The 12,741-nt window shown below is 36.4% G+C and carries 10 protein-coding genes; 2 read left to right on the forward strand and 8 right to left on the reverse strand.

Going from position 1 to position 12,741, the window contains the following annotated elements; all coding sequences use genetic code 11:
• Positions 1 to 125 precede the first annotated feature (125 nt).
• On the reverse strand, positions 126 to 1,160 hold the full coding sequence (locus tag B5P40_RS10905) for a CAP domain-containing protein (protein WP_002088298.1): 1,035 nt from the start codon (positions 1,158 to 1,160) through the stop codon (positions 126 to 128).
• Positions 1,161 to 1,367: 207 nt separating this feature from the next.
• Between B5P40_RS10905 and B5P40_RS10910 the strand changes: the two genes are divergently transcribed.
• The gene (locus B5P40_RS10910) at positions 1,368 to 1,733 is read left to right on the forward strand and encodes a YugN family protein (protein WP_002014773.1); all 366 of its coding nucleotides are present in this window, start codon (positions 1,368 to 1,370) and stop codon (positions 1,731 to 1,733) included.
• A 36-nt stretch (positions 1,734 to 1,769) separates the two neighbouring features.
• Here B5P40_RS10910 and ctaG read toward each other — a convergent pair whose 3' ends face one another.
• From ctaG to cyoE, 6 genes are all read right to left on the reverse strand, one after another.
• Positions 1,770 to 2,675 (reverse strand): cytochrome c oxidase assembly factor CtaG, encoded by a 906-nt coding sequence (ctaG, locus tag B5P40_RS10915; protein WP_033708188.1) that lies wholly within the window; start codon positions 2,673 to 2,675, stop codon positions 1,770 to 1,772.
• An 81-nt stretch (positions 2,676 to 2,756) separates the two neighbouring features.
• A complete protein-coding gene (ctaF, locus tag B5P40_RS10920; protein ID WP_002014776.1) occupies positions 2,757 to 3,089 on the reverse strand; it encodes a cytochrome c oxidase subunit IVB in 333 nt (110 codons plus the stop codon).
• Between the two features lie 3 nt (positions 3,090 to 3,092).
• Positions 3,093 to 3,716, reverse strand: coding sequence for a cytochrome c oxidase subunit III (ctaE, locus tag B5P40_RS10925; protein ID WP_113709244.1), 624 nt, complete (start codon positions 3,714 to 3,716; stop codon positions 3,093 to 3,095).
• Complete coding sequence (ctaD, locus tag B5P40_RS10930) at positions 3,716 to 5,551, reverse strand: cytochrome c oxidase subunit I (protein ID WP_002014777.1); 1,836 nt, start codon at positions 5,549 to 5,551, stop codon at positions 3,716 to 3,718. Before ctaD ends, ctaE begins: the two co-directional genes overlap by 1 nt.
• A gap of 60 nt (positions 5,552 to 5,611) precedes the next feature.
• On the reverse strand, positions 5,612 to 6,661 hold the full coding sequence (gene coxB, locus B5P40_RS10935) for a cytochrome c oxidase subunit II (protein WP_002088304.1): 1,050 nt from the start codon (positions 6,659 to 6,661) through the stop codon (positions 5,612 to 5,614).
• Positions 6,662 to 6,754: 93 nt separating this feature from the next.
• Complete coding sequence (gene cyoE, locus B5P40_RS10940; RefSeq protein WP_002033731.1) at positions 6,755 to 7,678, reverse strand: heme o synthase; 924 nt, start codon at positions 7,676 to 7,678, stop codon at positions 6,755 to 6,757.
• Between the two features lie 497 nt (positions 7,679 to 8,175).
• Here cyoE and ctaA point away from each other — a divergent pair, with 497 nt between their 5' ends.
• Complete coding sequence (ctaA, locus tag B5P40_RS10945) at positions 8,176 to 9,111, forward strand: heme A synthase (protein ID WP_002190532.1); 936 nt, start codon at positions 8,176 to 8,178, stop codon at positions 9,109 to 9,111.
• Between the two features lie 86 nt (positions 9,112 to 9,197).
• On the opposite strand, the gene pyc is transcribed toward ctaA, so the two are convergent.
• Positions 9,198 to 12,644, reverse strand: coding sequence for a pyruvate carboxylase (pyc, locus tag B5P40_RS10950; protein WP_012261618.1), 3,447 nt, complete (start codon positions 12,642 to 12,644; stop codon positions 9,198 to 9,200).
• Positions 12,645 to 12,741 lie beyond the last annotated feature (97 nt).

Below are 12,741 nucleotides of genomic sequence, written 5' to 3' on the forward strand. Positions count from 1 at the left end.
CACATGGTTCGCCTATTTTTAGACGATTCATGCACCTTTTTATCTTCCTATTTGTGGACAATTAAAGCCCGATTGGTGAAGACTAATAATCAATGAAGGATGCCCCGACTGATTAAAGTTTCATTTTATTTTCGGATAAAGTTTTGAGTATAAAATTTATCATATACCCCAACACCTAATCCAGTAAATTGTTCGTTTAATAAATTCTTTCTATGCCCCTCACTATTTAACCAACCCTGTACCGCCGCAATTCCATCACTATGTTGCGCCGCTATATTCTCACCAGCAAGTTGAAAAGCCACTTGCCCACGTTGCAAGCGATCTCCTAACGTACCAAAAGTAGGTGAATCGTGCGAAAAATAATTATTATCCTTCATATCTTTACTATGGCCAAATGCAACATCTGCAGTTTGTTGATCCAATGTTAACAACGGTAATTGATGACGACTCCGAATAATATTTGTTAAATCGAGAATTTGTTGCATATTTCCATTTTCTACTTGCTTCATTTTTTCTGGCGTCAGCGGCTGTTCCGCTATTAATTCACCAGAATAAACAAGTTGATATGGTCTTTGTCGTAATAACGTTTCATCATCCATATAACGAAGACCAACAAGCTCATGTGTAAAGTGATCAAAGTATAATTGTGCCCATCCATCTTCTACAGGCACTAGCGGTTGTTCCATTACTTCCGTATCAGATAACTCAAATTGATAACTATTTTTTCCTCTTTTTAATGAAATCTCATGTGAAAGTGGATTCTTTTTATATACCTCTTCATACTTTTCATTTATATAATAGGGAGCCACCTTAACTTGCTCACCAGCAACATACGCCGTTACAACTTTACGTTCAGCAACTCCAAATTGAACATACTGAGCTAAATCTTGATTATACACCCACCATTCATATCCATAAGCAGACGGCTCTATTCGAGATGGTTCGCCCCACTTCGCTAATAAATTCTCAGAGTCCCCGCCAATCATATTTAAAACAGTGTCTGTGGATTCTTCATTTACTTGCTTCTTCTTTTTCACAATTTTATTTTCTTGCTTAGAGTGAGATGGGGTTAATATATATTGTGACACGAGTAACTTCCCGTATAAATCAACAGCTAAAATTAAAAATGTAATCATTACGATACGCAATAATTTCTTCAAACGATATACCTCCTGAACAAAGCATAAAATCGAGATATACACAAATCCTTTTATTTCCTTTTTTGTGTGTACCGTACTCTTTTCACTATATCATATTTTCACGAAAAAAGTCTGGATTATCCCTTTTCTCGCAATACGAATTGCACTTTCTTATTATTCGTACTATTATAAAAATAATGAACTAACATTAAAATAAGGAGGTATTCTATGCAATTTACAAATACAAACTTTACTGATGCAGTCGTTGATCTAACTCTTTTAACTGAGATTATGGAAAACAATCATTTTGTACTTGCTGGACAATGGGATTACGAACGCGTTACATATGATTATAAATTTGAAATATTAAAGGATATTTATTATTTACGTGTACAAGGATTTGCTGTTGAAGGTGACATCGGCGGCAGACACGCTCAAGTAAAACTATTGCCACCCTTATTAGGAAAACATTATTATCCTCATGGCGTTGAATATGGAGATGATGAGATTTTTCCAACGAATGTACTTCAAAAAAGCGAACAACTCCTACAAAATATTGAAAAAGAGTTAAAAGAATTTCAAATTATTGAATAACAAAAAAACTAGCGCATTAACACGATGCGCTAGTTTTTATTTCGTCTGTAAATAAGGAGGTAACTCTTGCAGCTGCTCTTTATCCTTTTCACGCTCTCTACGTGCCCATTTAAAGAACACATAACCGATAATCGTACCGTACACTATTTCCTGGACAATTTTCATAATAATACCACCTGTTTGCTGGTCTTGTACTACCGGCATCCAATGTAAAAATTCTGGTCCAGTTATATTTAAATCTGATAAAGTACCCGCCGGTACACAGAGTTCCATTGCCTTCATCCAAGCGGCCGGATCTGTATATGTTGCAAATAATGGTGCAGTCGCAAAAATTATTAACGCACAAGCTGGCGTTAATAAAATACCATTAGCAAACATGTAACCAAGCTTCTTAATATCACTTAAAGTTTGATATTCTGGCAGTGGATTTAACATCGGCCACCACATCATCATTGCTGCAAAAAACAATATAGCAAGGCAAATAGGATGCGCTATTTGACTTTGTTTTACTGCATCAAAAACAATTGGCAAATGATAAAAGGAAAACAGGCCATTAAATACAAACAATGCAATAAGCGGCTTAGCAAAAAACTTTATCACAATTTGAACGAACTTAAAAGAAGTAATATAACGATATAACCAAACAGGTATACCAAGCAGTAATAACGGAGGCACCGCAATATACATTACTGCCATCTCAAACATATGTGCACTAAATATGATATGACCAATTAAATCAATAGGTCCTCCCTTTACAACATACAAAAGAACAATCCCGGTCGTAAAATAAAAAATTTGCTTCTTACTTACCTTCGTCGCATTTTCAAATCGCGTTCTATACGGTCCAATAATTAAAAAATAACTAATAAGAATCGAGATCATAAATAATAAAAAAATTGGACTCCATAAAGCTTGAAAACCAAATACCCATAAGTTTTCCATTTCCACACCTACCTTTTCAAAATTCTTATATTTCATATAAAAAGAGGGCTTTGATATATCACAGCCCCCTACTATCACTGTTTAAATCCACACAATTGTCATAAAGGCTAATATTGTTAATAAACCAATTAACAATCCAGAGTACAAGAAGAAACTCGCCGCTTCATGCCCTTTATGACTCATATGCATGAAATAATATAACTGAAATATAACTTGAATGACTGCTAACAATAATATAAATGGAACCGAAAAAATCGGGCTAAATGTTTTCGGATATGCCACCGCTGCAAATGCAACTAATGTTAAAAAAATCATTAGTGAAAATGTAACAACTTGGTGCTTCATTTCCTCTGCACTTTTTCTCTTCCGATAAACAAGATCCACCTTAGGATTATTCGTTTGCTTAACCGCCATTGTTTATCCCACCATTCCCATCAAATATACTACAGTGAAAATAAACACCCAAACTACGTCAATAAAGTGCCAATAAATTGATGCAACATAAAACTTTGGTGCGTTGTATAAATTTAAGCCTCTCTTCGCGTTTCTAAAGATTAATGTTAAAATCCAACATAATCCAAACAACACGTGGAGCCCGTGTGTACCAACAAGAGCATAAAATGCAGAACCAAATGCACTACTTCTCATAGTATGCTTAAATTCATGCGTATAATGATAAAACTCATATATTTCAAACCCCAAAAATCCTAAGCCAAGCAACACTGTTACAAGTAACCAAAGTAGCATTTTCTTAAAGTTAAAATTTTTCATATGATACATTGCGTATACACTCGTTAAACTACTTGTTAACAAAAGCATCGTCATAATGAAAACGAGTGGCATTTGAAACATCTCTTGAGATGTTGGTCCACCATTTGTAGAGTTCTTTAACGCTAAATATGTGCCAAATAAGGAAGCGAACAACACTGTTTCGCCTCCAAGAAATAACCAAAAACCAACAAACTTATTTTTCCCCTCAAGGGTTGCTTTTTCAGGCTCTGCTGGAAATGTTTCATTCGTTAATTTCTCATCTACATGCATTACGCCTTGCCCCCCTTATCATCTAAATCTTCCTTATGAATATGATATCCATGATCATCAATTACTGAACGAAGGAACATTGTACCAAACGTAATGATTAAACCGATAATCGCTACTAATAACCAAAATTTATCTTTGCCACCCTGCATATACATCGCACCGAATGCTGCTATGAATAAGCCTAGAGAAATGATAAATGGTGAAAATGAAGCATTTGGCATATGAATATCACCAACTGGTTCCGCTGCTGTCATCTCTTTATTACCTTCACGTTTTTCAATCCAAAACGGATCTAACCCGCGAACAAATGGCAATTGTTTAAAATTGTATTCCGGTGTAGGTGCTGGCATTGTCCATTCTAATGTACGTCCATCCCATGGATCACGGCCAGCCTTCTCTTTTGATACCGTTGTTTTTATTACATTGAATAAAAGAACAATCGTTCCAAGAGCCATAAACACAGCTCCGATAGAACTAATCATATTCCCCATTTCCAACCCTTGGCCCTCAAGATATGTGTAGTAACGACGTGGCATACCGATTAGACCTAGGAAATGCTGAATAAAGAATGTTAAATGGAAACCGATAAAGAATAACCAAAATGTTATCTTACCTAATGTTTCATTTAATACTTTATTAAACATAAGTGGCCAATAATAATGCGCACCTGCAAGTAAACCAAATACAACACCACCAACAATTACATAATGAAAGTGTGCTACTACGAAATAATTATCATGAAACTGATAATCAGCTGGTGCAGAAGCAAGCATAACACCTGTAACTCCACCCATAACGAAGGATGGAATAAAAGCTACCGCCCACATCATTGGTGTTGTAAACCTAATACTTCCACCCCACATTGTAAAGAGCCAGTTAAATATTTTAATACCCGTTGGAACTGCAATCGCCATTGTTGCAACCGAGAAGATAGCATTTGCAACAGGCCCAAGACCAACAGTAAACATATGATGCGCCCATACCATAAATCCTAAAAACCCTATTAATACTGTCGCGAACACCATAGAGGAATAACCGAATAATCGTTTTTTCGAAAATGTGGCGAAGATTTCTGAGAATATTCCGAAAGCTGGGAGTATAAGAATGTATACTTCCGGATGACCGAAGATCCAGAATAAATGCTCCCATATAATCGTGTTCCCACCTAGTGCCGGATTAAAGAAACTTGTGCCAAATAAACGATCTAACATTAAAAGTCCTAATCCTACAGTTAATGGTGGAAATGCAAATAAAATAAGTGAAGATGTTACAAATGTTGTCCATGTAAACATCGGCATGCGCATGTACGTCATCCCTGGCGCGCGCATATTAATAATTGTAACAAGGAAGTTAATACCTCCAATTAATGTACCAATACCTGATATTTGCAAGCCGAGTACATAAAAATCAACACCATGTCCTTTAGAGGCTAAAGCTAAAGATGCATACGATGTCCACCCTGCATCAGGCGCTCCTCCTAAAAACCAACTTAAATTTAAAAATAATCCACCAAAGAAAAATAACCAAAATCCGAGCGAATTCAAAAACGGGAACGCCACATCACGTGCTCCAATTTGAAGTGGTACAGCGGCGTTCATAAATGCAAACACGAGTGGCATAGCTGCGAGGAAAATCATTGTTGTACCGTGCATCGTTAATACTTGATTATAAGCATCCCCAACAAGAAAAGCATTGTTAGGAATCGCTAACTGCAGGCGAATAAATAGTGCTTCTATTCCACCTATTACAAAAAACAATCCACCTGCAATTAAATAGAGAATGGCAATCTTTTTATGGTCTACTGTCGTTAAATAATCCCATATGACAGCACCCATCCCCTGTTTTTTTGCTACAGAACTCACGTTTTCAACCTCCCCTTCGCAAATGATCCCTCTTTATTTTTCAATCTTTAACGTTTGTAAATATGCATTTAATGCATTAATTTGATCATCCGTTAAGTTGCCATATTTACCAGTCATTTTATTACCTGGTTTCATATTTTCAGGATCTTTGAGCCATTTTTTTAAGTTCTCTTCATTATTTTCGGCAATACCAGCAACCATATCGCGATCTGCGAAGTTTGCTAAGTTCGGTGCGATACGAGCAGAAGGTGGTCTACTATCATTTGATCCAACTGCATGACAACCAATACAGCTTTTATTAAATATTTCTTGACCCTCTTGCGCCTTTGTAGAAGCTACTTCTTTTTTTCCATCAATCTTCTTCATGTCAGCAAGCCACTTTTTGTACTCGCTTTCATCCAGAGCTTTCACTTTGAACTGCATTAAAGAATGTGATGGGCCACAAAATTCTGTACAAAAACCATTATAAGTGCCCGATTTATCTGCCTTTAACCACATTTTGTTTACATTATCTGTATTTGTATCCATTTTCCCAGCTAAAGATGGAACCCAAAACGAATGTTTAATATCGGCACCCTTCAAATTCAAATACACTTTCTTACCTGTGGGGATAACTAAATCTTGAGAAGTTACTATTTTTTCTGATTTATAAGAAAATTCCCACCAATAAAGATTCGCTGTTACATCAACAACGATAGTATCTTTATCAATATTCTTTTTCTCCATCGCACTTACATCAGCAAGCTTGAATGTATATGTAACAGTCGGAACAGCCAAGATTAACAAAAGAATAATCGGAATGACTGTCCATATAATTTCTAGTTTGTGATTTCCTTCAACTTGCTCTGGAATATAATCTTCCTCACCCTTTTTTTGTCGGAAACGCACAATTACATATAAGAAAATAATAGTAACTACAAGTACTACTCCTACCATGATTGCACTCGCTAGCAAGAGCAAATCATATTGCATTTTTGCTACTTCCCCTTGCGGAATTAAAGTAGACTGAAAAGCTTTACCGCATCCCCCTAACAGTAAAGCCAGCAGTGAAACGAACGAAAGCAGTCGCCACTGTTTCTTCATACTAACAACCCCCACTTTCTTTGTGAATTAGATTGTACTTTATAGTTAAGTAAAGTAAATCTCAACGTAAAGAAATCCAATCATGTCGTTGTCTTAGAAGAATGTAACTACAATCATTGACACAAATAAGATTGTTAAGTAATTCAGGGAATAAACAAACATTTTTACGGACCACTTGATGTCATCTTGCTGACGGAAGCCATAAAGCCCTAATGCGATCCATCCGATGTTAAGCAATGTTGCAATTACCATGAATGTTATTCCAAGTCCACTCATATAAAATGGTAGTGGTAATAAACATACTGTCCAAATCATAATCTGACGTTTCGTAATATCAAATCCCTGTACAACAGGAAGCATTGGGATTCCTGCATTTCGATATTCATCAACACGCTTCATCGCTAATGCGAGGAAATGTGGGATTTGCCAAATAAACATAATTAAAAATAACATCCAAGCAATTGGATGATTTAAAGACGGATCAATTGCCGCCCATCCAATTAAAGGTGGAACTGCTCCTGATATACTACCTACAACAGTATTTAACGTATATTTTCTCTTCGTCCATAACGTATATAAAACAACATATGTGAAGGCACCAATAAATGAGATTAACACTGCCATCGGTGTAGTAAGTAATAAAAATGCAAAGCCAAGAAGTAAAATTACAAGTCCAAATGCAAGTGCAAAGCCAGGTTTATATTTACCTGTTACCGTTGGACGGTTTTTTGTTCTTTCCATTAATGGATCGATATCTCGGTCAATGTAGTTATTTAAACAACATACCCCTGCCATAATTAATGCCGAACCAACGATTGTGAAAAATAACTTATCTAGATTGTCCATAACACTCAATCCATTAAAATGTAAAGCCAACCAAAATCCTGTAAATACAGTAAGTGTATTTGAGTTTACAATCCCCATTTTAACGAGCGCTGATAAATCTTGTAACCGAGTTGTTTCCGGTACAATTGAAACAGCTGACTCATCATGCAGCTCACTTGTTGCATGGTTCATCACTTTAACCCCCTCTTAAACCTATCATCTTTCTAAGCATATATTTCATGTGAAATATTTCGCTTCTATATAGCAATATTATTACAGTAGAAATATTGTTAACCCATTCTACTACTAATCTACGCCCATACTCCAATATATTAAATCACATTTCCCGAACATTTTGTGAAGAAAACATGAACTTTTTGTGTCAAACATTAAAAAACTTTATTCTAATTTATCCTTATCATAACATGATGTTATCTTCTATAATAAACTATTTTGTCATATTTAGCATGTATTCTCCCCATTTCTTTTCAAAATAGCCTGAATTCCTCCTAAAATATGTATTTTAAATCCCATTTTTTTCTTTATAATACGTACGTTGTCCTCGCCCTCCATTTCTTTGCTATTTTATTATTTTTTATATATCATAGGACTGTAGCACGTTTTATTCTATACATAATGGAATGAAAATATTTCGCAATAACTTCATAGCAGAAAGATGGTGAAAGAGATTGCAACGCTTTATTAAATGGTTAGCAGTCATTACAAGTCTCGATTTATTAGTAGTTTTACTAGGAGGCGCTTTAGTTACAAAAACGGGTTCAGGCCAAGGATGTGGCAAATCATGGCCTCTTTGTAACGGTGAATTTGTTCCATCTAATTTATCAATGGAGACTATTATTGAGCTAAGTCACCGCTTAACATCTGGATCAGCAGGAATCCTTGTTACTCTTCTTTGTATCTTGTCCTGGAAATATTATAAACATGTGCGCGAAACAAAGACGTTAGCAATTTTATCCTTCGTATTTTTAGTTGCACAAGCATTAATGGGGGCGGCGGCGGTTGTTTGGGGTCAAATGCCTGCTGTATTAGCTATTCATTTCGGTATTTCCTTAATTTCATTTGCTTCTGTCATCTTGTTAACGTGTCTTATTTTTGAAATTGATAAGAAATTTGATGCACGTTCACTTATTATGGACAAAAAAATGAAATTTCATATTTATGGTGTAACAATTTACAGTTATATCGTTGTCTACACAGGAGCTTTAGTACGTCACGAGCGAGCTACCTTAGCCTGTCCAGACTTCCCTTTATGTAGCAAAAATAGACCTATGCCAACTCAACTACATGAGTGGGTTCAAATGGGACATAGAGTTGCAGCGATGTTAATTTTCGCTTGGATACTATATGCGATGATTATCGCTATTCGCCATTACAAGCAGCAGCGTGTAGTATACTGGGGATGGATTATTTCATTTATCCTTGTTACACTTCAAGCTATAGTAGGGATTTTAGTCGTATTTACAAATGCTAGTTTAGCAATGGCATTATTACATTCGCTCTTCATTTCTTGCCTGTTTGCTGTACTATGCTATTTAGTTATGATAGGTACAAGAAGTACAGTCAATGCAAAAGAAACTGAATCAACTTCTAAGCAAACAAAATAAAGTAAAACTTTAATACCTTGCCAATTCGGCAAGGTATTATTTACACACAAAAAAGAGCTGCTTTCGCACAGCTCTTTTTCTTTATTTTAATGATCTAATTCAATGAGTAAATCTCCCGTTTGAATTGCATCCCCATCATTTACATATACTTTTTTCACTTTACCACTAAATGGCGCTTGAACCGTCGTTTCCATTTTCATAGCTTCTGTAATTGCCATGGAATCACCTTTTTTCACTTCATCGCCTTCTTTTACAACTACTTTAATAACAGTTCCCGGCATCGTTGCGCTAATATGATTTGGATTTTCACGATTCCCCTTCACACGCTGTGCAACAGTTGATTTCACGTTTTCATCTTTCACTACGATTTCACGCGGTTGTCCATTAAACTCCAGGTAAAGCACACGATTTCCATCTGGCTGTGGCTCCCCAATGGAAACTAGTTTAACCATCAATGTTTTACCTTGCTCGATTTCCACATCAATTTCTTCACCAAGTCTCATACCATAGAAGAATGTCGGTGTATCAAGCACAGATACATTTCCATAAATCCCAGCAACTTTTTCGTAGTCCATAAATACTTTTGGATACAATGCATATGCGACTACATCAAAAATTGTTACTTCGCGTCCAAGTTTGTGGAATAACTCTTCTTTTAAAGCATCGAAATCTACTGGTTCTAATAATTCACCCGGTCTTACTGTTAATGGCTCTTTCCCTTTTAAAATAATTTTTTGTAATTCTTTCGGGAAACCACCATATGGTTGTCCTAAATCTCCAGAGAACATTTCAACAACAGATCCTGGGAAGTCCATAGCATGTCCACGTTCTAAAATATCTTGTTCTGTGAGGTGATTTTGAACCATAAATAATGCCATATCACCGACAACTTTAGATGATGGTGTTACTTTTACAATATCGCCAAACATATCATTAACACGGCGATACATCACTTTAACTTCATCAAAGCGATCTCCTAAGCCAACCGCTTTTGCTTGTTGTTGAAGATTACTATACTGTCCACCCGGCATTTCATGCATATATACCTCTGTGTGAGGAGCATTCATACCACTTTCAAATGGAGCATAGTATTTTCGTACATCTTCCCAATAATGAGATAGTTTTTCTAATGAGTCTATATTAACATCTGGTTGTCTTTCGTTTCCACCCAACGCATAGTATAGTGTATTCGCACTTGGTTGTGACGTTTGACCAGCCATTGAACTCACCGCTACATCGACAATATCAACACCTGCTTCAATTGCCTTCGTATACGTTAAAATACCATTTCCGCTCGTATCGTGTGTATGCAGGTGAATTGGAATCGACACCGTCTCTTTTAGTGCTGAAACTAAATCATATGCTGCGTTTGGTTTTAATAAGCCCGCCATATCTTTAATTCCTAAAATATGAGCTCCTGATGCTTCCAACTCTTTTGCTAAATTTTTATAATAATTTAAATCATATTTACTACGTAACGGGTCATGAATATCTCCTGTGTAACACATTGTCGCTTCTGCAATTTTACCAGTATCTCGTACAGCATCAATTGCAACTCTCATGCCTTCTACCCAGTTTAAGCTATCAAAAATACGGAACACATCAATTCCAGCTTGCGCGGAACATTCCACAAATTTTTGAATTAAATTATCTGGATAGTTTTTGTAACCTACTGCGTTTGAAGAGCGAAGTAACATTTGGAATAAAACGTTTGGCATTTTTTCACGAAGATCTAGTAATCGTTCCCATGGATCTTCTTTCAAGAAACGATACGCAACATCAAACGTTGCACCGCCCCACATTTCTGCTGAGAATAAGTTTGGTAACATTCTCGCTGTCGGCTCTGCAATGTGATGTAAATCTTTTGTACGAACACGAGTTGCAAGTAATGACTGATGTGCATCACGGAATGTTGTATCCGTTAAAAGTACACGCTTTTGATCTTGTACCCACTTTACTAATCCATCCGCTCCACGCTCATCCAAAATTTGTTTCGTTCCATTTTGCATTGGCTCTGAGTGTATCACATTTGGTATACGAGCATCTGGGAAAATTGGTTTCTCTTTTTTCCCTACTCCAGGGAAGCCATTTACTGTTACTGTACCAATATAATTTAACATTTTTGTTCCGCGGTCTTTACGTTTCGGGAACAAGAATAGTTCAGGTGACGCGTCAATAAATGAAGTGTCATATTCTCCTGATAAGAAGTTTTTATGTTTTACTACATTCTCTAGGAATGGAATATTTGTTTTAATACCACGAATACGGAATTCTTTTAAGTTACGTTCCATTTTTGCAGCGGCTTGTTCAAAAGTAAGTGCCCAAGTAGTAACTTTTACAAGTAAAGAATCGTAGTACGGTGTAATAACTGCACCTTGGAAACTATTACCTGTATCAAGACGAACACCAAAACCACCGCCTGATCGGTACGCCATAATCTTTCCTGTATCAGGCATAAAGTTATTAAGTGGGTCTTCTGTCGTTACACGAGATTGGATTGCAAATCCATGCACAACCACTTCCTCTTGCTTAGGAACACCTACCATTTTGCTATGTAATGCATGTCCATCAGCTATTAAAATTTGCGATTGAACGATATCCACTCCTGTAATCATCTCTGTAATCGTATGTTCAACTTGAACACGTGGGTTTACTTCAATGAAGTAAAACTCATCACCTTTTACAAGGAATTCTACCGTTCCAGCATTTAAATAATTTACATTTTTCGTTAACTTTACTGCAGCATCACAAATACGCTGACGCAAATCATCTGAAAGCGACACGCTCGGTGCAATTTCAACTACTTTTTGATGGCGTCGTTGTACAGAGCAATCACGCTCATACAAATGAACAACATTACCTTCTTCATCTGCTAAAATTTGTACTTCTATATGTTTAGGTTTTTCAACGAATTTTTCAACGTACACTTCATCATTACCAAAGGCTGCCTTTGCTTCTGATTTCGCGCGATTATACGATTCTCTTAATTCTTCACTAGCACGTACAATACGCATACCGCGACCGCCGCCACCAAGGGATGCTTTAATAATAATCGGGTAATCATACTTTTCAGCAAATTCTTCAACTTCTTCTATTGAATTTACTGGACCATCACTACCAGGAATAATTGGAATTTGCGCTAGCTGCGCTTGTGTTCTTGCTTTAACTTTATCTCCAAACATGTCTAAATGCTTACTTTTTGGACCGATAAAGATAATCCCTTCTTCTTCACAACGTTTTGCAAATTGAATATTTTCTGACAAGAAACCATATCCAGGGTGGATTGCATCTACATGATTACTTTTCGCAATCTCAATAATGCCTTCAATATCTAGATAAGCATCAATTGGCTTTTTCCCTTCCCCAACTAAATAGGACTCATCGGCTTTATAGCGATGATAAGAACCGCTATCCTCTTTAGAATAGATCGCAACTGTGTTTAATCCAAGTTCTGAACATGCTCGGAACACACGAATTGCTATCTCTCCACGGTTAGCTACCAATACTTTTTGAATACGTTGCAGCTTTGTCATGATTTTCCCCCTCTATTTTCCTACCACTCTAGAGATAAAATACATACACACTCTAAAGAGCGTGAAGTTCTTCACTTTCTACATTATATTATACTTA

Origin of the sequence: Bacillus sp. SRB_8, assembly GCF_003264205.1 — a bacterium.
GTDB classification, from domain to species: Bacteria; Bacillota; Bacilli; order Bacillales; family Bacillaceae_G; genus Bacillus_A; species Bacillus_A mycoides.

What these genes read in the sequence shown, in the direction of transcription:
- B5P40_RS10910 (WP_002014773.1), top strand. Translation starts at nt 1,368, where the DNA reads ATGCAATTTACAAATACAAACTTTACTGATGCAGTCGTTGATCTAACT.
- ctaG (WP_033708188.1), bottom strand. Translation starts at nt 2,675, where the DNA reads ATGGAAAACTTATGGGTATTTGGTTTTCAAGCTTTATGGAGTCCAATT.
- ctaF (WP_002014776.1), bottom strand. Translation starts at nt 3,089, where the DNA reads ATGGCGGTTAAGCAAACGAATAATCCTAAGGTGGATCTTGTTTATCGG.
- ctaE (WP_113709244.1), bottom strand. Translation starts at nt 3,716, where the DNA reads ATGCATGTAGATGAGAAATTAACGAATGAAACATTTCCAGCAGAGCCT.
- ctaD (WP_002014777.1), bottom strand. Translation starts at nt 5,551, where the DNA reads ATGGGTGCTGTCATATGGGATTATTTAACGACAGTAGACCATAAAAAG.
- coxB (WP_002088304.1), bottom strand. Translation starts at nt 6,661, where the DNA reads ATGAAGAAACAGTGGCGACTGCTTTCGTTCGTTTCACTGCTGGCTTTA.
- cyoE (WP_002033731.1), bottom strand. Translation starts at nt 7,678, where the DNA reads ATGAACCATGCAACAAGTGAGCTGCATGATGAGTCAGCTGTTTCAATT.
- pyc (WP_012261618.1), bottom strand. Translation starts at nt 12,644, where the DNA reads ATGACAAAGCTGCAACGTATTCAAAAAGTATTGGTAGCTAACCGTGGA.